Origin of the sequence: Pseudomonas sp. GM50, from assembly GCF_000282375.1 — a bacterium.
GTDB lineage: Bacteria > Pseudomonadota > Gammaproteobacteria > Pseudomonadales > Pseudomonadaceae > Aquipseudomonas.
Window position 1 is genome coordinate 55,887 of record NZ_AKJK01000078.1, and the last position, 20,735, is coordinate 76,621.

The following is a 20,735-nucleotide window of genomic DNA, read 5'->3' on the forward strand; positions in this document are numbered from 1 at the left end:
CGATGGTTGTTCGATGTTCAGGTCAAAGTCCTTGGAAACATGAAAAAAAGGTTAATTTCCGGCGGGTGGTCTGTCTTTTTTCATGGGCAAAAAGAACCCCGCGATGGGCGGGGTTCTTTTATACGGTGCTGCACGCAAGCGTGAACTCAGGCGTGCAGTGTTTCCGCGGCGTACAGCGTGTTTTCCAGCAGGCAGGCGCGCGTCATCGGGCCAACGCCGCCCGGTACCGGAGTGATCCAGCCGGCGCGGGGCAGGGCGGTTTCGTAGATCACGTCACCGACCAGCTTGCCGTCTTCCTGACGATTGATGCCGACGTCGATCACGATCGCGCCTTCCTTGATCCATTCACCTTTGACCAGGCCCGGTTTGCCGGCGGCAACCACCACCAGGTCGGCGCGACCGACATGGCCTGCCAGATCCTTGGTGAAGCGGTGGGTAACGGTCACGGTGCAACCGGCCAGCAGCAGTTCCATCGCCATCGGGCGGCCGACAATGTTGGAAGCCCCGACAATCACCGCGTCCATCCCGTATAGATCGGCACCGGTGCTTTCCAGCAACGTCATGATGCCTTTAGGTGTGCACGGACGCAGCAGCGGAATACGCTGGGCCAGACGGCCGACGTTATAAGGGTGGAAACCGTCGACGTCCTTGTCAGGACGAATGCGCTCCAGCAATTTGGAGGCGTCCAGGTGTTCAGGTAAAGGCAGCTGGAGCAGAACGCCGTCAATCGCCGGGTCGTCGTTCAGGCGATCGATCAGATCGGCCAGCGCTTGCTGAGTGGTGTCGGCAGGCAGGTCGTAGGCTTGGGAAAGGAAGCCGACCTCTTCACAGTCTTTACGCTTGTGCGAGACATAAACCTGAGAGGCAGGATCGCTGCCGACCAGGATCACCGCGAGGCCGGGCGTGCGCAGGCCTTGCTGGCGACGCTCGGCGACTCGTTTGGCGATCTGCTGGCGCAGGCTGGCGGCGATCGATTTGCCGTCGATTAGTTGTGCAGTCATTGCGCGTGATTAACCATCGAGAGGGGAAAAAAAGAGAGCGCATTCTCGCATGTCATGAGGTGAGGGCAAAGGCGCTTGGTCTGCAAATTCCCCTAACTCCTTTAATTAAATGAATTTTTTATAAAAAGGATTTGACGACCTCTGGGGGGCTCTATACTATTCGTCGCACTTGTCGGGCACAGCCTAGCACTGGTTGATAAGGTCGAGCGGAGTTACGGTTCCGCAAGGCTGAAAAGCACTTAGTTTGTAGTCCTTCAAGGGTACAGATTAACAAGGCGCCCGTAGCTCAGCTGGATAGAGCATCCGCCTTCTAAGCGGATGGTCGCAGGTTCGAGTCCTGCCGGGTGCGCCATTAGGCAGCTTTGGCACAAGTAGCGCGATATGGTGGGCGTAGCTCAGTTGGTAGAGCACGGGATTGTGACTCCCGTTGTCGTGGGTTCGATCCCCATCGTCCACCCCATATTTCGAAAGGCGCCAGATTAACAGTCTGGCGCCTTTGCTTTAACGGCTTCAATCCGCGGATGTGGTGGAATTGGTAGACACACTGGATTTAGGTTCCAGCGCCGCGAGGCGTAAGAGTTCGAGTCTCTTCATCCGCACCAAATAAAGCTTCACTCTTGCCGCTTGGCTTGGTTGGGGCTCAACAAAGAAGTTGTTTGGCTTCTTTGTCACGCAATATGGTGGGCGTAGCTCAGTTGGTAGAGCACGGGATTGTGACTCCCGTTGTCGTGGGTTCGATCCCCATCGTCCACCCCATATTTCGAAAGGCGCCAGATTTAACAGTCTGGCGCCTTTTTTGTTTCAGTGGTTTGAGTATCGGCGGCTGCCGTTGTGGGCCGCAGGGGCTGGTCGCTTCGTCGTATTTATGTTTCTCGATGATGCTCGATTTGCCCGCCGATCCCCTCGCGGGGTTGGCTGTCAGGGATGGATTGCCGATTCCTTCTATATATAGAAGGATGGGTGCAGAGCCTTGGCATGACTGGCTGTATTCGCTAACAGGGCGAGGCACAACCGTTTGTCCCCGCCTATAAATTGCCTGCTGCTTTTTTACCCGTTTTCAGTAGGGTGACTTCTTGAGTTTGACCCACTAGAATGCATGCCCTTGATTCTGGGGTCGGAAACGGCCGGCTAACGTCTGTGCAACGAGGAATATCCATGCAAGTTTCTGTTGAAAATACTACTGCTCTTGAGCGCCGCATGAGCGTCACCGTGCCGGCTGAGCGTATCGAGAGCCAGGTCAACAAGCGTCTGCAGCAGACTGCCCAAAAGGCCAAGATCGCTGGCTTCCGTCCAGGCAAAGTGCCAATGAGCGAAATCAAGCGCCGTTTCGGTGCTGACGCTCGCCAGGAAGCTGTAGGCGACGTAATCCAGTCTTCTTTCTACGAAGCTGTGGTTGAGCAGAAGCTGAACCCGGCTGGTCAGCCTTCGATCGAGCCTAAATCCCTGGAAGCAGGCAAGGACCTGGAATACGTAGCCGTATTCGAAGTGTTCCCTGAGTTCACCGTTGCCGGTTTCGAAGGTATCGCTGTCGAGCGCCTGAGCGCTGACGTGGCTGATGCCGATCTGGACAAGATGCTGGAAATCCTGCGCAAGCAGAACACCCGTTTCGAAGTCGCCGATCGCGCTGCTCAGAACGAAGATCAACTGAACATCGATTTCGTCGGCAAAGTCGACGGTGAAGTGTTCGCTGGCGGTTCCGCCAAAGGCACCCAGCTGGTGCTGGGTTCCGGCCGCATGATCCCTGGTTTCGAAGACGGTCTGGTCGGCGCTAAAGCCGGCGAAGAGCGCGTTCTGAACCTGACCTTCCCTGAGGACTATCAGAACCTCGACCTGGCAGGCAAAACCGCTGAGTTCACCGTGACCGTGAACACCGTTTCCGAGCCTAAACTGCCAGAACTGACCGAAGAATTCTTCGCTCAATTCGGCATCAAGGAAACCGGTCTGGAAGGCTTCCGCACCGAAGTTCGCAAGAACATGGAGCGCGAACTGCGTCAGGCGATCAAATCCAAGGTCAAGAATCAGGTTATGGACGGTCTGCTGGCCACCAACCCGATCGAAGTACCGAAGGCTCTGCTGTCCAACGAAGTTGACCGTCTGCGCGTGCAGGCTGTTCAGCAGTTCGGCGGCAACATCAAGCCTGACCAACTGCCGGCCGAGCTGTTCGAAGAGCAAGCCAAGCGCCGCGTTGTGCTGGGTCTGATCGTGGCTGAAGTGGTCAAGCAATTCGACCTCAAGCCTGACGAAGCCCGTGTTCGCGAGATGATTCAGGAAATGGCTTCGGCTTACCAGGAGCCTGAGCAGGTTGTGTCTTGGTACTACAAGAATGACCAGCAACTGAACGAAGTCCGTTCGGTTGTGCTGGAAGAACAAGTTGTGGATACTGTTCTGCAGAAAGCTAGCGTGACCGACAAATCGGTCTCTTACGAAGAAGCAGTCAAGCCGGTAGAAGCTCCACAAGCCGACTGATCGTTTTTGCGGTAAGAAGCACACACCATAAGCCAGCCTTCGTGCTGGCTTATGCGTATTCAAGACATAACTATTTGGGAGTGACTGCAGAGCATGTTCCGTAATTCGTATATTCAGCAGAACTCTGATATCCAGGCCGCAGGCGGCCTGGTCCCGATGGTTGTCGAGCAGTCTGCTCGTGGCGAGCGCGCCTATGACATCTACTCGCGTCTTCTCAAGGAGCGAGTGATTTTTCTGGTTGGCCCGGTAGAGGACTACATGGCCAACCTGATCTGTGCGCAACTGCTGTTCCTTGAAGCGGAAAACCCGGACAAGGACATCCATCTCTATATCAACTCCCCGGGCGGTTCGGTGACGGCGGGCATGTCGATCTATGACACCATGCAGTTCATCAAGCCAAACGTATCGACCACCTGTATCGGTCAGGCGTGCAGCATGGGCGCGTTTCTTCTGACGGCCGGTGCCCAGGGCAAGCGTTACTGCCTGCCGAACTCGCGTGTGATGATTCACCAGCCACTGGGCGGTTTCCAGGGCCAGGCCTCGGATATCGAAATCCACGCCAAGGAAATCCTCTTCATTCGTGAGCGTCTCAACACGCTGATGGCCAAGCATAGCGGGCGCACGCTTGAAGAAATCGAGCGCGATACCAACCGCGATAATTTCATGAGCGCTGAAGCCGCGCGTGAATACGGGTTGATCGATGAAGTGATCAACCAGCGCCCCGCTTAATAATAAGCAGCTCAAAATAGGGTTGGTCAGCTGGTCTGATCACTGGCGGGCTTGAAAAAGCCCGCAATAGCCTTCATCTTGTGTTGCAAGCCTATCGGATTTGGATCGAACGAATGACTGACACCCGCAACGGCGAGGACAACGGCAAGCTGCTCTATTGCTCCTTCTGTGGCAAAAGCCAGCATGAAGTGCGCAAATTGATTGCCGGCCCCTCGGTCTTTATCTGCGACGAGTGCGTCGACCTGTGCAATGACATCATCCGTGAGGAGGTGCAGGAAGCCCAGGCCGAAAGCAGCGCGCATAAATTGCCTTCGCCTAAAGAAATCAGCGGCATCCTTGATCAGTACGTGATTGGTCAGGAACGTGCGAAAAAGGTTCTGGCCGTAGCGGTGTACAACCACTACAAGCGTTTGAACCAGCGTGACAAAAAGAATGACGACGTCGAACTCGGCAAAAGCAACATCTTGCTGATCGGCCCGACAGGCTCGGGTAAAACCCTGCTTGCCGAAACACTGGCCCGCTTGCTGAACGTTCCGTTCACCATCGCCGACGCAACCACCCTCACCGAGGCGGGTTATGTGGGTGAAGATGTCGAGAACATCATTCAGAAGCTGCTGCAGAAGTGCGATTACGACGTAGAAAAAGCCCAGATGGGCATTGTCTACATCGATGAGATCGACAAGATCTCGCGTAAATCCGACAATCCGTCGATCACCCGGGACGTTTCCGGTGAAGGCGTGCAGCAGGCCCTGCTCAAGTTGATCGAAGGCACGGTCGCTTCCGTCCCACCTCAAGGTGGTCGCAAGCATCCGCAGCAGGAATTCCTTCAGGTCGATACCCGTAACATCCTGTTCATCTGCGGTGGTGCGTTCTCCGGTCTGGAAAAGGTTATTCAAAACCGTTCCACCAAGGGCGGCATCGGTTTCAACGCGGAAGTGCGCAGCAAGGAAGAAGGCAAGAAAGTCGGTGAATCCCTGCGTGAAGTCGAGCCTGACGATCTGGTCAAGTTCGGTCTGATCCCGGAATTCGTCGGTCGTCTGCCGGTACTTGCCACGCTGGACGAGCTTGATGAGGCTGCGTTGATGCAGATTCTCACCGAGCCGAAAAATGCTCTGACCAAGCAGTATGCCAAGCTGTTCGAGATGGAAGGCGTGGACCTGGAATTCCGGGCTGACGCACTGAAATCGGTCGCTAAACGTGCCCTGGAACGCAAAACCGGTGCCCGTGGACTGCGCTCGATTCTCGAAGGTGTATTGCTCGACACTATGTATGAAATCCCCTCGCAGTCCGAGGTGAGTAAAGTAGTGATCGATGAAAGCGTTATAGAAGGCAAGTCCAAGCCACTGTATATCTACGAAAACAGTGAGCCGGCTGCCAAGGCAGCGCCGGACGCCTAAGCGTCACACTGCTGGAATAAAGAAGGGGCCTTCGGGCCCCTTTGCTATTGTGGGAGCTGGCTTGTCGGATCGCCGCCCGCTGCGAAGGCGGCATAACAGTCGACCTGATTTTTGATGCATCTGGACCAATGCAGGCGCTGCCGTAAGCAGCGATCTTTAAAGTGGTTCTTTTATCCGCTTGTTTTTTTTGAAAACAGCCCCCATCTTGGTTTCAAGCTTACTTCCATCTGTTTACGGCCTTATGGCCGCCGTAGAGGCGAAATCATGAAGACAACCATCGAATTGCCTCTCCTGCCATTGCGTGATGTCGTGGTTTATCCGCACATGGTTATCCCGCTGTTCGTGGGGCGCGAGAAATCCATCGAAGCCCTCGAGGCAGCGATGACGGGTGACAAGCAGATCCTTCTGCTGGCTCAGCGAAATCCTGCTGACGACGATCCCGGTGAAGAAGCACTTTATCGCGTAGGCACCATCGCTACCGTTCTGCAGCTGCTCAAGCTGCCTGACGGCACGGTCAAGGTTCTTGTCGAAGGTGAGCAGCGGGGCGCCGTTGAGCGCTTCAGCGAAGTCGACGGCCACTGCCGTGCCGAAGTTTCGCTGATCGACGAAGTCGACGCGCCCGAGCGCGAGTCGGAAGTGTTTGTCCGCAGCCTGCTGGCTCAGTTCGAACAATATGTGCAGTTGGGCAAGAAAGTCCCCGCTGAAGTCCTGTCGTCGCTTAACAGCATCGACGAGCCAGGCCGCCTGGTCGACACCATGGCCGCGCACATGGCCCTGAAGATCGAGCAGAAGCAGGAAATCCTCGAAATCATCGATTTGTCGGCCCGGGTCGAGCACGTTCTGGCGTTGCTGGATGCCGAGATCGATCTGCTGCAAGTCGAAAAACGCATTCGCGGCCGCGTTAAAAAGCAAATGGAGCGCAGCCAGCGCGAGTACTACCTGAATGAGCAGATGAAGGCCATTCAGAAAGAACTGGGCGACAGCGACGAAGGCCACAACGAAATCGAGGAGCTGAAAAAGCGTATCGATGCCGCTGGTCTGCCAAAAGACGCGTTGGCCAAGGCTCAGGCCGAACTGAACAAGCTCAAGCAAATGTCGCCAATGTCCGCGGAAGCGACGGTGGTGCGTTCTTACATCGACTGGCTGGTTCAAGTGCCGTGGAAGGCCCAGAGCAAGGTGCGTCTGGACCTCGCTCGTGCCGAAGACATTCTCGACGCCGACCACTATGGTCTGGAAGAAGTCAAAGAGCGGATCCTCGAATACCTCGCTGTGCAGAAGCGCGTGAAGAAGATTCGTGGTCCGGTGCTGTGCCTGGTCGGTCCTCCTGGGGTGGGTAAAACCTCTCTGGCGGAGTCGATCGCTCACGCCACCAACCGCAAATTCGTGCGCATGGCCCTCGGTGGTGTGCGCGATGAGGCGGAAATTCGTGGTCATCGCCGGACTTATATCGGGTCGATGCCAGGAAGATTGATTCAAAAGATGACAAAGGTGGGCGTCCGCAACCCGCTGTTCCTGCTCGATGAAATCGACAAAATGGGCAGCGATATGCGTGGCGATCCGGCGTCGGCGTTGCTGGAAGTGCTCGATCCCGAGCAGAACCACAACTTCAACGATCACTATCTGGAAGTCGATTACGACCTGTCCGATGTGATGTTCCTTTGCACCTCCAACTCCATGAACATTCCGCCGGCGCTGCTGGACCGGATGGAAGTGATTCGTCTGCCGGGTTACACCGAAGACGAGAAGATCAACATCGCTGTCAAATACCTTTCGCCGAAGCAGATCACGGCCAACGGTCTGAAGAAGGGCGAGCTGGAATTTGACGCCGAAGCGATCCGCGACATCATCCGCTACTACACCCGCGAAGCCGGTGTACGTGGGCTGGAGCGCCAGATTGCCAAGGTTTGCCGCAAGGCAGTCAAAGAGCATGCAATGGAAAAACGCTTCTCGGTGAAGGTCACTGCCGACATGCTCGAGCACTTCCTGGGCGTGCGTAAGTTCCGCTACGGCCTGGCTGAATCGCAGGATCAGATTGGCCAGGTAACGGGCCTTGCGTGGACTCAGGTGGGCGGCGAATTGCTGACCATCGAAGCCGCGGTCGTGCCGGGTAAAGGCCAGTTGATCAAGACGGGTTCTCTGGGTGACGTGATGGTCGAATCGATCACCGCAGCCCTGACCGTTGTCCGCAGCCGTGCGAAGAGCCTGGGGATTCCTCTGGACTTCCACGAGAAGCGCGACACGCATATCCATATGCCTGAAGGGGCAACGCCGAAAGATGGCCCTAGCGCCGGTGTAGGCATGTGCACGGCCCTGGTGTCAGCATTGACTGGCATTCCTGTACGCGCAGATGTTGCCATGACCGGCGAAATCACCTTGCGTGGCCAGGTGCTGGCGATTGGTGGATTGAAGGAAAAACTGCTGGCTGCTCACCGTGGCGGAATCAAGACGGTGATCATTCCTGAAGAGAACGTACGCGATCTGAAGGAAATTCCTGACAATATCAAGCAAGATCTACAGATTAAACCAGTTAAATGGATTGACGAGGTCCTGCAAATTGCGCTGCAATACGCGCCGGAGCCCTTGCCGGATGTGGTTCCGGAGATCGTTGCAAAGGATGAAAAACGCGAGTCTGACTCTAAGGAAAGAATTAGCACGCATTAGTACGCATTTGCCTGGGGGGCTTGTTGACAGTTTTTTAGAGCCCTTGTTATAAAGCGGCTCTTAAGTGTCTGTAGGCCATTCAGCACTCGTTTTTTTGCTTTCACCAAAAAACTTAGAATCAAACTCAAATAGATATAAGGGGACTTAGAGTGAACAAGTCGGAACTGATTGATGCTATCGCTGCATCCGCTGATATCCCGAAAGCTGCTGCTGGCCGTGCGCTGGACGCTGTAATCGAATCCGTCACTGGCGCTCTCAAGGCTGGCGACTCTGTTGTTCTGGTTGGTTTCGGTACCTTCTCCGTGACCGATCGTCCAGCTCGCATCGGTCGTAACCCACAGACCGGTAAGACGCTGGAAATCGCCGCCGCCAAAAAGCCAGGTTTCAAAGCCGGTAAAGCACTGAAAGAAGCTGTCAACTAAGTTCGATTCAGGTTTTTGCCTATCCGGGTCGGGGTCATTCCTGACTTGGCAGCGGAGCGGTAGTTCAGTCGGTTAGAATACCGGCCTGTCACGCCGGGGGTCGCGGGTTCGAGTCCCGTCCGCTCCGCCAGTTACGAGAAGGCGCATCCTCGGATGCGCCTTTCTTCTATCCGGATTCTACCCACGCTCCACGGTTGCCTAATTTTGAAGTTCAACCGTTTCTGGGGGACGCATGCTGCAGAATATCAGGGACAATTCACAAGGCTGGATTGCCAAGACCATTATCGGGATCATCGTTGTACTGATGGCTTTCACCGGTATCGAGGCCATTTTCCAGGCGACGACCAACAGCCAGGATGCGGCCAAGGTCAACGGTGAAGAAATCAGTCAAAATGAGCTGAACCAGGCGGTTGATATGCAACGCCGTCAGCTCATGCAACAGCTTGGCAAGGATTTCGATGCTTCCTTGCTCGACGAAAAAATGCTGCGCGAATCGGCCCTCAAAGGCCTGATCGATCGCAAACTGCTGCTGCAAGGCGCAGAAAAATCGAAATTCGCTTTCTCCGAAGCGGCTTTGGATCAGGTGATCCTGCAAACGCCTGAATTCCAGGTGGACGGCAAGTTCAGCGCCGAGCGTTTCGATCAGGTGATCCGTCAACTGGGCTATAGCCGTCTGCAATTCCGCCAGATGCTGGCTCAGGAAATGCTGATCGGTCAGCTGCGCGCTGGCTTGGCCGGTAGCGGTTTTGTCACCGATGCACAGGTTCTGGCCTTCGCCCGTCTGGAAAAGCAGACCCGCGATTTCGCCACCTTGAACGTCAAGGCGGATCCTGCGGCGGTGAAACTGACTGACGACGAAGTCAAAGCCTACTACGACGAACACGCCAAGGAATTCATGACGCCGGATCAGGTGGTCATCGATTACCTCGAATTGAAGAAGGCCTCCTTCTTTGATCAGGTCAGCGTCAAGGACGAAGACCTGCAAGCGGCGTATCAGAAAGAAACCGCGAACCTGTCCGAGCAACGCCGGGCTGCGCATATTCTGATCGAAGTGAACGATAAGATGACCGAGGCGCAAGCCAAGGCCAAAATCGAAGAAGTGCAGGCGCGTCTGGCCAAAGGCGAGAAATTCGAGGCCCTGGCCAAGGAATTCTCCCAGGATCCAGGCTCGGCGAACAACGGCGGTGACCTCGGTTATGCAGGTCCAGGTGTCTACGATCCAGCGTTTGAAAAAGCCCTGTATTCGTTGGCCAAGGACAAGGTTTCGGAGCCGGTTCGCACTGACTTCGGTTTCCACCTGATCAAGCTGCTGGGCGTTGAAGCCCCTGAAGTGCCTACGTTTGCCAGCCTGAAAGACAAGCTGACCCGCGAGCTGAAAACCCAGCAGGTCGAGCAGCGTTTCGTCGAGGCGACCAAGCAATTGGAAGACTCTTCGTTCGAGGCCTCCGATCTGGCCCAGCCAGCACAAGACCTGAAGCTGACCGTCCATACCTCCGCGCCATTCGGCCGTGAAGGTGGTGAAGGTGTCGCGGCCAACCGTGCCGTAGTGACCGCTGCGTTCAGTCCTGAAGTGCTGGATGAGGGTGCCAACAGCACCGCCATCGAGCTGGACCCGGAAACCGTGATCGTGCTGCGCGCCAAGGAACACCGCAAGCCTGAGCAACTGCCGCTGGAAAGCGTGTCTGCCAGCATTCGTGCGCAACTGACCAAGGAGCACGCCAGTGCTGCCGCCAAGACCAAGGCTGATCAACTGATCGTCAGCCTGCGCGATGGCAAGACTGCACTGGACAAGGCGATCGATGGCCAGAACTGGAAAGTGACTCAAGCTGCGACTCGCGCTCAGGAAGGGGTCGACCCAACCGTGCTGCAAGCACTGTTCCGTATGCCCAAGCCGGTTGCCAAAGACAAGCCGACCTTCAGTAGCGTGACCTTGGCCGATGGTAGCCTGGTGATCGTGCGTCTGAACGGTGTGAACGAAGCTGCGGCGCCGAGCGAAGAAGAGAAGGTTCAGTACCGTCGCTTCCTCGCCTCGCGCATTGGCCAGCAAGACTTCGCGGCTTACCGCAAACTGTTGGAAAGCGAGGCTGAGATCAAGCGTTTCTGATGCTTGACTGAGTTTCCTGCCACATAAAAAACCCTGGCCAGACGGCCGGGGTTTTTTTATGGGCGAAGATCAAAAGATCGCCGTGCGAACGGGACTTTTTCCTGTCAATGACAGTCAGTAGACTTGTAACTGTTTCAAGACACTAAACGGTGCGACGCTAAGCATCGATCTGTTGCACAATACGCCCCGAACCGTTTTCCTCAGGATGTTCAATGTTTAGATCAATTCCCATGCGTGTTGTCGGGCTGGCCTTGGTGCTGGCCGCCGCTGCCGGTTGTTCGTCGAAGAAGGCCGCCATCTACGAGCATGAGAACTTCGACGACTCCGGAACGTTCTCGCGCAATTACCCGGTGACCGATGCGCAAACCTGCGAGGCCGCCCGTCGGGCTTTGCTCAGCCAGGGTTACATCATCACCAGCGCCGATCCGAAGCTGGTCAGTGGACACAAGAGCTTCCAGCAGACTGGCGAGACCCACATGGAGATCAGCTTCAGCGTGGTCTGTGCCGATGACGGCAGCGAAGGGCATCACGCGACGATGTTCGCCAACGCCTTGCAGGACCGTTATGCGCTGAAGAAGACCAACAACTCCGCCAGCCTCGGTGTTGGTGTGTTGGGCTCGGTATCGATGCCGATCGGCTCGTCCGACGACTCGATGGTCAAGGTCGCCAGTGAAACCGTGTCCTCGGCCAAGTTCTACGAGCGTTTCTTTGCCCTGGTCGAGTTGTTCCTGCCGCCGGAAGCGAAAAAGGCCGCGCACATTACCGAGAAGCCGAAGACTGATCTGGGTGTGCCCGAAGCCAAGGCTGCGCCGGCTCAGTTGGCGCCGACCTCGACCCCAGCGGCAGAACCTGCGCCTGCTCCAGCGCCGGCAGCTGAAACCGCTCCAGCCAGTTCGGAGCCTGTTGCACCACCGGCTGAAACGGCGCCGATTACCCCGGCGCAGAGCAGCGAGCCGAGTTCGTCCACCGAAACGGTAACTCCATCGGCGGATTCAAGCACCATGCCGGCACCGACCGAGCCCATTTCGGCCATGCCTGTCTCCGGCCAGTAATTGGCCTATGTCATGGGATCGGGTCAGACGGCTCCGATCCCGTAACACCTTCCAAGATTGATCCACATCAAATCGAGCTGTATTCCTACGGCTCGTATCGAAAAAATCCTGTGATAAATTCCTGACCACCTGCTACGTTTTATTCAGTAGCGATGGAGTGTCATGCCCGCGTCATTTTTCTTTCATGCGGGCACTTTATGCTCAGGGCGCTGGTCATTAATTCAGACGATTTTTTCAACAAGCGATGGGGGTTTAATAATGGACGATTATCAAGAAGAACTGCTCGAGTACCAGGCGTTTGAACTGGACCCGCTGGAACCGGCCGAAGACGCTACCGAGTTGTAAACTTCACGCGGACTGGCGATGACTGCGGCGAAACTCGCCGGGGGTCTGGCCGTTCCAGCGTTTGAAGGCCCGTTGGAAGGCTTCGGCTGAGGCAAAACCCAGCAGGTAGGCGATTTCCCCGAACGCCAGTTCGGTGTCGCGGATGTAGGTCATGGCGAGGTCGCGACGTGTGTCGTTGAGAATTGCACGAAACTGCGTGCCTTCCTCGGCGAGTTTGCGACGCAAGGTCCAGGTTGGCAGCTTCAGGCGTGCCGCCACTTCTTCCAGGTCGGGTTCCCGACCACCATTGAGCAATGGCCCCAGTAACTGAGTGATGCGTTCACGCAGGCTGCGGGTGCGTGTCAGTTGCTCCAGTTCCCGTTCACACAGTTGCAGCAGGTGCCGCCAGGTGCTCGGGCAATGTTCCGGGTTGCGCTGGGCGAGGCTCTCCAGGCTCAGGCGCAGTTGATTCTGTTCGGCGCCAAACTGAATCGGACAATCCCCCAGCACGGCGTACGCCTCGCGGTAATCCGGCGCTTCAAACTCGATCTCGATCCGTTCAGCACGTAGCGGGGCAGGGCTTACGCTGGACAATTGCTGCAACCAGCCGGTGATGATCGAATCCACCACGAAGCGGTTGTAGGCGTTATAGGGGCTGATGGAATAGAACCGCAGCCAGGCGCCTTGGGCATCTTCATGAAAGCTCGACTGGCCGCGATAGTTGGAACCGTACAGCGCTTCGAAGCGAATCAGGCAGCGCGCCGCTTCGCGCACAGTGGGTGCCTGAGCGGCGGTGACTCCGGCCAGGCCGGCCTGGCTCAGGCGACTGAGCTGGCCCATGCGCAAGCCCAGTGTCGGGTCGTCGGTCAGTTGAATAGCGCCGTGACCCAGGCGCATGTAGCGCGGGATCGAGAGGCGGGCGCCGGCCTCGGCCAGTCGCGCGGCATCGAGGCCGTACTGTTCGAGCAGCGGTTGTGGGTCCAGGCCATGGCTGCGCACGGCGTCAGCCAGGCTATGGACGAAGCCGACCGACAAATCCCCGAGGCGCATCGGCTGCGGTTTCATCGGCTTACAGCCAGAGGTTCAGCAAACGCGCGCCCCGGGCATCGCCGTCGGCGAATTGTTGCCCGTTGCTGCTGAGGAAGCTTTGACCGGCGCTGCTCTTGTCCCAGAACTGACCGCGCAGGAACACGCTCATGCCGGCGATGGCCTGGCTGCCGGACGGTTGGGCAATCAGCGTCAACCGATGCCAGGCCTGACCTTCACTGAGTTCGCCAGCCTTGAGGCTGACAGAATTCGGCGTGGACTGACCTTTGTAGCCGGGCCACGGTTGATCCCAGGACTCGCGCCCGACGACGAACGCCGGGACCGCCACCAGTTGCGCGCCTTGATCGTCGAGTTTGCGATAGTTGTCCGGATACCAACTGTCGCTGCCGATCAATACGCCCAGGCGTCCGGCCGGTGTATCGACGACGTTGATCGTGTGCGCGGAATTGGCTTCGACAGTGTCGCGCCCAGCGAAAGTCGGGTGCAATTGCCGCTGCGGCTGGCCGATCGGCAAGCCGTCACGCCCGAACACTATGCTGCTGTTGTACAGCGCGCCGTGGCCAATCTTCAGGGTTCCGTCGATGACACTCGGCTCGGGCAACACGATGGAGCCGGCTACCAGCGTCACGTGGAAGTCTTTCGCCAGACCGCCGAACAGCGCCTGGTAATCCTTGGCCATTTTCCTGGCTTTCATCCGCAAGTGCGCGTCGTCGAGGCGGCTACCACCTTCGGCGCTGATCAGGGCGCGGATGAACTGCAACGGGTTGCTCACCGCCAGCCAGTTCATGGCTTCCTTGAGCGTAGTGGCCTGGTACAGCTCGTCTTTCTCGCCGCTGACCATCAGCCAGGTGCCGATATGTTCAGGCAGTACGACGATGGTCTTTTCATTCAGCAGGCCTTGGTCCTGAGCCTTCTGCAAATAAGCTGCGAGCTTGCGGTGCAGGCGCTCGGGGCTTTGATAGTCGGTGGGGAACAGCTCGGGCTGGATGCCCAGCAGATTGCCGCGATCGGCAGGAGTGCCCAGATCAACCGCAAGACTGATGCGCAGGTCCGACAGGTAATGACCCACCGGGCGGTCCGCGGCCCACATGGCGTAGGTCGTGAGGGCGGCGATCAACGCCATGGAGAACGTCAGGTACAAAAGTTTGCGCATGGGAAACAGTCAACGACCGTGTGCAGGGTTCGCAACTAGGGTAGGGCCCATGCCCGCGCTTGCCAAGGGGCGCTGCACATTTGGATCAATAAGTTGTCAGTTACGGTCATTGAGTGACAGCGGTGCGACTCTTAGTCTGTCGAACATGACTGATGGGGGCCGAAGAGCTCCTGCATTTTTTCCGTGATCGCTCGTTGTGGAGTTACCGATGGCCGCCGCTCATTACCCGCACCTGTTGGCCCCGCTGGACCTGGGTTTTACCACGTTGCGCAACCGCACCCTGATGGGCTCGATGCACACGGGTCTTGAGGAAAAGCCCGGTGGTTTCGAGCGCATGGCCGCTTACTTCGCCGAGCGTGCCCGTGGTGGCGTTGGCCTGATGGTCACCGGCGGTATCGGCCCGAATGATGAGGGCGGGGTTTACTCCGGCGCAGCCAAACTCACCACCGAGGAAGAGGCACTCAAGCACTTGATCGTCACCCGAGCAGTGCACGAGGCGGGCGGCAAGATCTGCATGCAGATTCTCCATGCCGGGCGTTATGCCTACAGCCCAAAGCAAGTGGCGCCGAGCGCGATCCAGGCGCCGATCAACCCGTTCAAGCCTAAAGAGCTGGACGAGGAAGGCATCGAGAAGCAGATCAGCGACTTCGTCACCTGCTCGACCCTGGCGCAAAAAGCCGAGTACGACGGCGTCGAGATCATGGGCTCTGAAGGTTATTTCATTAACCAGTTCCTCGCGGCCCACACCAACCATCGCACTGACCGCTGGGGCGGCGCTTACGAAAACCGCATGCGCCTGCCGGTGGAAATCGTCCGCCGGGTGCGCGAAGCGGTCGGCCCGAACTTCATCATTATCTTCCGCCTGTCGATGCTCGATCTGGTGGAAGGCGGCAGCAGCTGGGAAGAGATCGTGCAATTGGCCAAGGCCATCGAGCAGGCCGGTGCGACGATCATCAACACCGGCATCGGCTGGCACGAAGCGCGGATTCCGACCATCGCTACCAAAGTGCCGCGTGCGGCGTTCAGCAAGGTCACGGCCAAGCTGCGTGGCTCGGTGAATATTCCGCTGATCACCACCAACCGCATCAACACCCCGGAAGTCGCCGAGCAGATTCTGGCCGAAGGCGATGCCGACATGGTGTCCATGGCGCGGCCGTTTCTCGCCGACCCGGATTTCGTCAACAAGGCTGCGGCCGGTCGTGGCGATGAAATCAACACCTGCATCGGTTGCAATCAGGCGTGCCTGGATCACACCTTTGGCGGCAAGTTGACCAGTTGCCTGGTTAACCCGCGTGCTTGCCATGAAACCGAACTCAATTACCTGCCGGTGCAGCAGATCAAGAAAATCGCCGTGGTTGGTGCCGGTCCTGCCGGTCTGTCCGCCGCCACTGTGGCAGCCGAACGTGGTCATCAGGTGACGCTGTTCGATTCGGCCAGCGAAATCGGCGGCCAGTTCAACATCGCCAAGCGCGTACCGGGCAAGGAAGAATTCTTCGAAACCCTGCGCTACTTCAACCGCAAATTGCAGACCACCAACGTCGAGCTGTGCCTGAACACCCGTGTGGATGTGGCGCAGTTGGTCGAGGGCGGTTACGACGAAATCATCCTGGCGACCGGTATTGCGCCACGGGTGCCGGCGATTCCGGGTGTCGAGCACGCCAAGGTGCTGAGCTACCTGGATGTGATCCTCGAGCGTAAACCGGTGGGCAAGCGCGTCGCAGTGATCGGCGCCGGTGGTATCGGTTTCGATGTGTCGGAATTCCTCGTTCACGAGGGTGTGGCCACCAGTCAGGACCGCGAAGCGTTCTGGAAAGAATGGGGCATCGATACACACCTCGAAGCGCGCGGCGGTGTTGCGGGGATCAAGGCTGAGCCGCATGCGCCGGCCCGTGAGGTATTCCTGCTGCAACGCAAGAAATCCAAGGTCGGCGATGGCCTGGGCAAGACCACTGGCTGGATTCACCGTACTGGCCTGAAGAACAAGCAGGTGCAGATGCTCAACAGCGTCGAGTACCTGAAGATCGACGACGAAGGCCTGCACATCCGCATCGGCGAAAGCGGCGAACCGCAGGTGCTGCCGGTGGACAACATCGTGATCTGCGCCGGGCAGGATCCGTTGCGTGAGTTGCAGGACGGTTTGCTCGCGGCGGGGCAGAACGTGCATTTGATCGGCGGCGCGGACGTGGCGGCGGAGCTGGATGCCAAGCGCGCGATCAACCAGGGTTCGCGGTTGGCGGCTGAGTTGTAATACGCAGGTTTAACGTGCCAATGGCCATCGCGAGCAGGCTCGCTCCCACAGGTTTTGTGGTGTTCACGTATTTTGTGACCGACGCAAATCTAATGTGGGAGCGAGCCTGCTCGCGATGGGTTCCTTTGAGCGACTAGAATGCGGGCATTTTCTGAGAACAATCAGGCATCAATGCTTTCCCCACCAACAGACTGGCTACCCCAAGCCCCCCTCGAACCCCTTCACCTCGACTGGCTCACCACTGCCGGCATCGAAGTAGCGATCCTGCGTCTGGACCAGATTGACCCGCTGATCAGCGGCAACAAGTGGTTCAAACTCATCGAACACCTCAAAGCCGCCGACCAGAATGGTGCCCAAGGCATCATCAGTCTGGGTGGTGCCCATTCCAATCATCTCCATGCATTGGCTGCGGCGGGCAAACGCTTCGGTTTCACCACCGTCGGCCTGCTGCGCGGGCATCCGCAAGACACCCCGACGGTGAAGGACTTGCAGGCGTTCGGCATGCACTTGCATTGGTTGGGTTATGGCGGTTATCGAGCGCGGCACGAACCAGGCTTCTGGGCGCCATGGCGGGAGCAATACCCCGAGCTACATCCTGTACCGGAAGGGGGGGGCGGCTTGCCTGGGGCGAAGGGCTGCGGGCAACTGGTGACTCTGGCCTGCGAGCAATTGAGCGGTCTGGGCTGGAGCAACTATGACGGCTGGTGGCTGGCCTGCGGAACGGGCACCACCCTGGCCGGCCTGGTTTTGGCCGAGGCGGGTGAACATCCTGTGTATGGTGCGCTGGCGGTGCCTGACGATCATGGCGTGGCGCAGCAGGTCGAGATGATTGTGCAGGAAGCTGGACTAGTGGATCCCGTCTATGAACTGTTGGACGCCAGCCGTGGTGGTTTTGCCAAAGTCGATCCGCCGTTGCTTGCGTTCATCGAGCAGACCGAGCAAGCCAGCGGCATTCCCCTCGAACCGCTGTACACCGGCAAAGCGCTGCTGGCGCTCAAGCAGCAAATCGAGGCGGGTAAATTTGCCCGGGGAACGCGCTTGATCTTCATCCACACCGGCGGCTTGCAGGGCCGCCGGGGTTTCAGTTCACGGCGAGAGGGCTAAATCCTGTAGGAGCGAGCGGTGCGGCGATCCGACTTGCCCGCGAAGAACGATGACGCGTAATACCTGAAAAACCGCGGTGCATTCTTCGCGGGCAAGCCTCGCTCCTACAGGTAGCCTCAGCCGGGCTCATCCGCGCTTGGGCATCATCCGCAGCAGGGTGTTATCGCGTACCACATAGTGGTGGTAAAGCCCGGCCACGGCGTGCAGTCCGATCAGCCAATAACCGATCGTCCCGCCGAGCACATGCCAGCCCTCAAGCTGCTTGGCCAGCGGTTTGTTTTCTTCGATCAGCAACGGCAGATCAATGCCATAGAACATCACCTGATGCCCCTCGGCGCTGGTAATCAGCCAGCCCAGAATCGGCATGGTGATCATGAAAATATACAGCGCCCAATGCATCAGTTTGGCGAGCAGGGTCTGCCAGCGTGGCGAGGCGGGGAAGATCTGCGGCGCGGGCCCCAGGCTGCGCGCGAACAGCCGCAGCCAGACCAGTACGAACACCGTCAGGCCGAGCATGAAGTGCGCTTCCTTGATCAGCGTCCGGCCGCCACTGCCTTTGGGAAAGATCCCGCGAAATTCGATACAGGCATAAACCAGTATTAACAGAACCAGCATCAACCAGTGCAGCGCGATCGATACGGTGCTGTAGCGTGATTCGGAATTCTTCCAGGGCATACGGTGTTTCCTCACAGGTCTGGTCTGAAGTCACCGTTCTTGTTCGACGGCGTGGGTTAACTGTAATCCTGTTTCGGTGGGTTTGCCTGAGGTGAATCGGCTGTTCAATGCTCTGGATCAAGTGATCGGCCACAAAAAAGCGCCAGTTCCGTTAAAGGAGCTGGCGCTTTTTTATGAAACGAGAGGTGGAATCAGTCGGTTTGCGGCATCTCGCCGTTGGCCAGGCGCTTGTTGATGTCGGCAATCACCTCGGGCAAGTCGGTGATGGTGTCGATCATGTAGTGCGGCCGCGAGCCTTCGAACATGGCGTGAATGCGCTTGCGTTCGCTGGCCAGTTTATCGCTGCTCAGGGCGCGATAGCCTTGGTAGTCCAGACCCAGCGCGTTGCCGGAGCAGATCAGTGCCACGGTCCACATGCCGGCGCGGCGACCTTCGAGAATGCCCGGCACCGTGTCGTCGATCTTCACACAGGCCGCGACGTCGTCGATGCCCAGGGCAATCACGTTGGCCAGTGCCTGAGCCGGCCATGGGCGGCCGTTGGGCACTTCGTCGGTGGCGACCACGTGATCGGCGATGTAGCCGTTGGTGGCGGCCAGTTCGACGACTTTGTCCATGACCTGTTTCGGGTAGCCGGAGCACGAACCGATCTTGATCCCTTGCTGGCGCAGGTTGGCGATGGTGTCCAGGGCGCCGGGAATCAGGGCCGAGTGTTCGGCGATTTTTTCGATCTGCAGCGGCATGAAGCGCTTGTAAATGGCGGTGACGTCATCGTCGGTCGGGGCGCGACCAAACACGTTGCGGTAACGCTCGGCGACTTGCGGTTGATCGCACAGGGTACGAATGTGGTCCCATTTGCCCATGCCCATTGGCCCGCGGGCTTCTTCGATGGACACCTGGACGTCGAACTCGGCGAAGGCTTCGACGAAAATCTGCGTTGGGGCGAAAGAGCCGAAATCGACGACAGTGCCGGCCCAGTCGAGGATGGCGGCTTGGAGTTTGGTTGGGTTGCTGTAGTTCATGTGAGGTGTCCCTTGTAGGAGCGAGGCTTGCCCGCGAAGAACGATAACGAGGTTTTAATGACGGACCGTGTCGTCTGCATTCGCGGGCAAGCCTCGCTCCTACAGGGGACGGGGGCGTCGTTTCAGATTTCGAGTACTTCCATCTCGCGCAGCACGTCGGCGATCGCCGTCACTGCCGCGTGCATTTCGGCCTGGTTGACGTGGCCGATGCAGCCGACGCGGAAGGTTTCGACCTGGGTCAGTTTGCCGGGGTAGAGGATGAATCCCTTGGCCTTGACCCGTTCGTAGAATTCCTTGAACTGATAGCGCGGGTCTTTCGGCGCGTGGAAGGTGACGATGATCGGCGCCTGGATCGCGGCCGGAAGGAAGCTGCGCAGCCCCAGTTTGGCCATGTCATCGAGCAGCACCTGGCAGTTATTGGCGTAGCGCTGATGCCGTGCGGGCAAGCCGCCTTCTTCGTTGTATTGCAGCAGCGCTTCGTGCAGCGCCGCGACCACGTGGGTCGGCGGGGTGAAGCGCCATTGGCCGGTCTTGGCCATGTAGGTGTGCTGGTCGAACAAGTCCATCGCCAGTGAGTGCGAGTTACCGGCGGCGTTGGCCAGTGCTTCTTTGCGCGCAAAGACGAAGCCCATCCCCGGAACACCTTCCAGGCATTTGCCCGAGGCGGCGATCAGCGCATCGAACGGCACATCCTGGGCGTCGATCGGCAGGGCGCCAAACGAGCTCATGGCGTCGATGATCAGGCGTTTGCCGTGTTGCTCGATGACGTGGGCGATGTCCGCCAGCGGGTTGAGGATGCCGGTGCTGGTTTCGCAGTGAATCAGCGCGACGTGGGTGATGCTGGCATCGGCCCGCAGCAGGCGGTCGACGTCGGCGGCGGTGGTTGGTTCGTCTTCGGCGGTTTCGAAGGTGCTGAACGAACGGCCGAGCACTTCACAGATCTTCGCCAGGCGTTTGCCATAGGCGCCGTTGATCAGCACCAGCACTTTACCGTCCCGAGGCACCAATGTGCCGATGGCCGCCTCGACCGCGAACGTGCCGCTGCCTTGTAACGGCACGCAGTGATGGCTGTTGGCACCGTTGATGATCGTCAGCAGTTGTTCGCAGAGGCTGGCGGTCAGTTGGTTGAAGCGGTCATCCCATGAACCCCAGTCGACCATCATCGCCTGACGGGTGCGGGCCGATGTGGTCAGTGGGCCGGGGGTGAGCAGGATGGGCTCGGCAGTACTCATTCTTGTGTCCTCGCAAAAGCTCAGTGGGATGAAGCTACGGGACATAAATTGCAATTCGGTGAGCTATCAATCAAATTGTTTGTTGTTATGCCAGCCATCAG

16 protein-coding genes and 5 tRNA genes are annotated in these 20,735 nt (G+C 58.0%); 15 read left to right on the plus strand and 6 right to left on the minus strand.

Features of this window, described 5'->3' with window-relative positions:
• Window positions 1–146: 146 nt before the first annotated feature.
• Window positions 147–1,001, minus strand: coding sequence for a bifunctional methylenetetrahydrofolate dehydrogenase/methenyltetrahydrofolate cyclohydrolase FolD (folD, locus tag PMI30_RS10520; RefSeq protein WP_007901791.1), 855 nt, complete (start codon window positions 999–1,001; stop codon window positions 147–149).
• A 275-nt stretch (window positions 1,002–1,276) separates the two neighbouring features.
• Here folD and PMI30_RS10515 point away from each other — a divergent pair.
• From PMI30_RS10515 to PMI30_RS31320, 13 genes are all read left to right on the plus strand, one after another.
• A tRNA-Arg gene (locus tag PMI30_RS10515) sits at window positions 1,277–1,353 on the plus strand.
• Window positions 1,354–1,385: 32 nt separating this feature from the next.
• Window positions 1,386–1,461: transfer RNA gene (locus PMI30_RS10510), tRNA-His, on the plus strand.
• Window positions 1,462–1,518: 57 nt separating this feature from the next.
• A tRNA-Leu gene (locus tag PMI30_RS10505) sits at window positions 1,519–1,603 on the plus strand.
• 78 nt (window positions 1,604–1,681) lie between these two features.
• A tRNA-His gene (locus PMI30_RS10500) sits at window positions 1,682–1,757 on the plus strand.
• A 399-nt stretch (window positions 1,758–2,156) separates the two neighbouring features.
• Window positions 2,157–3,467 (plus strand): trigger factor, encoded by a 1,311-nt coding sequence (tig, locus tag PMI30_RS10495; RefSeq protein WP_008011426.1) that lies wholly within the window; start codon window positions 2,157–2,159, stop codon window positions 3,465–3,467.
• Between the two features lie 93 nt (window positions 3,468–3,560).
• Window positions 3,561–4,196 carry an ATP-dependent Clp endopeptidase proteolytic subunit ClpP gene (gene clpP / locus PMI30_RS10490; protein WP_007901795.1) on the plus strand — a complete coding sequence of 212 codons (636 nt, stop codon included), beginning with the start codon at window positions 3,561–3,563 and terminating at the stop codon, window positions 4,194–4,196.
• 113 nt (window positions 4,197–4,309) lie between these two features.
• Window positions 4,310–5,593, plus strand: coding sequence for an ATP-dependent Clp protease ATP-binding subunit ClpX (clpX, locus tag PMI30_RS10485; RefSeq protein WP_007946893.1), 1,284 nt, complete (start codon window positions 4,310–4,312; stop codon window positions 5,591–5,593).
• Window positions 5,594–5,857: 264 nt separating this feature from the next.
• Window positions 5,858–8,254 carry an endopeptidase La gene (gene lon, locus PMI30_RS10480; protein ID WP_007901802.1) on the plus strand — a complete coding sequence of 799 codons (2,397 nt, stop codon included), beginning with the start codon at window positions 5,858–5,860 and terminating at the stop codon, window positions 8,252–8,254.
• Between the two features lie 149 nt (window positions 8,255–8,403).
• Window positions 8,404–8,676: an HU family DNA-binding protein gene (locus PMI30_RS10475; RefSeq protein WP_002552737.1), complete on the plus strand. Its 273-nt coding sequence runs from the start codon at window positions 8,404–8,406 to the stop codon at window positions 8,674–8,676.
• A gap of 53 nt (window positions 8,677–8,729) precedes the next feature.
• Window positions 8,730–8,806 (plus strand) — tRNA-Asp (locus tag PMI30_RS10470).
• Window positions 8,807–8,908: 102 nt separating this feature from the next.
• A complete protein-coding gene (locus PMI30_RS10465) occupies window positions 8,909–10,780 on the plus strand; it encodes a SurA N-terminal domain-containing protein (RefSeq protein WP_008011427.1) in 1,872 nt (623 codons plus the stop codon).
• 212 nt (window positions 10,781–10,992) lie between these two features.
• Window positions 10,993–11,832, plus strand: coding sequence for a DUF2242 domain-containing protein (locus PMI30_RS10460; protein WP_008011428.1), 840 nt, complete (start codon window positions 10,993–10,995; stop codon window positions 11,830–11,832).
• Window positions 11,833–11,994: 162 nt separating this feature from the next.
• Window positions 11,995–12,177 carry a hypothetical protein gene (locus tag PMI30_RS31320; protein WP_008011429.1) on the plus strand — a complete coding sequence of 61 codons (183 nt, stop codon included), beginning with the start codon at window positions 11,995–11,997 and terminating at the stop codon, window positions 12,175–12,177.
• Between the two features lie 3 nt (window positions 12,178–12,180).
• Here PMI30_RS31320 and PMI30_RS10455 read toward each other — a convergent pair whose 3' ends face one another.
• Window positions 12,181–13,221 (minus strand): AraC family transcriptional regulator, encoded by a 1,041-nt coding sequence (locus PMI30_RS10455; protein WP_008011431.1) that lies wholly within the window; start codon window positions 13,219–13,221, stop codon window positions 12,181–12,183.
• 4 nt (window positions 13,222–13,225) lie between these two features.
• Window positions 13,226–14,356 carry a carbon-nitrogen hydrolase family protein gene (locus PMI30_RS10450; RefSeq protein ID WP_008011433.1) on the minus strand — a complete coding sequence of 377 codons (1,131 nt, stop codon included), beginning with the start codon at window positions 14,354–14,356 and terminating at the stop codon, window positions 13,226–13,228.
• A gap of 208 nt (window positions 14,357–14,564) precedes the next feature.
• On the opposite strand from PMI30_RS10450, the gene PMI30_RS10445 reads away from it, so the two are divergent.
• Window positions 14,565–16,604: an NADPH-dependent 2,4-dienoyl-CoA reductase gene (locus PMI30_RS10445; protein WP_008011435.1), complete on the plus strand. Its 2,040-nt coding sequence runs from the start codon at window positions 14,565–14,567 to the stop codon at window positions 16,602–16,604.
• Between the two features lie 171 nt (window positions 16,605–16,775).
• Complete coding sequence (locus PMI30_RS10440; RefSeq protein WP_008011437.1) at window positions 16,776–17,708, plus strand: 1-aminocyclopropane-1-carboxylate deaminase/D-cysteine desulfhydrase; 933 nt, start codon at window positions 16,776–16,778, stop codon at window positions 17,706–17,708.
• 126 nt (window positions 17,709–17,834) lie between these two features.
• Here PMI30_RS10440 and PMI30_RS10435 read toward each other — a convergent pair whose 3' ends face one another.
• From PMI30_RS10435 to PMI30_RS10425, 3 genes are all read right to left on the minus strand, one after another.
• Window positions 17,835–18,383 carry a cytochrome b gene (locus PMI30_RS10435; RefSeq protein WP_008011439.1) on the minus strand — a complete coding sequence of 183 codons (549 nt, stop codon included), beginning with the start codon at window positions 18,381–18,383 and terminating at the stop codon, window positions 17,835–17,837.
• A gap of 191 nt (window positions 18,384–18,574) precedes the next feature.
• Window positions 18,575–19,402 carry a phosphonoacetaldehyde hydrolase gene (gene phnX / locus PMI30_RS10430; RefSeq protein WP_008011441.1) on the minus strand — a complete coding sequence of 276 codons (828 nt, stop codon included), beginning with the start codon at window positions 19,400–19,402 and terminating at the stop codon, window positions 18,575–18,577.
• A gap of 122 nt (window positions 19,403–19,524) precedes the next feature.
• Window positions 19,525–20,634: a 2-aminoethylphosphonate--pyruvate transaminase gene (locus PMI30_RS10425; protein WP_008011443.1), complete on the minus strand. Its 1,110-nt coding sequence runs from the start codon at window positions 20,632–20,634 to the stop codon at window positions 19,525–19,527.
• Between the last annotated feature and the right edge of the window lie 101 nt (window positions 20,635–20,735).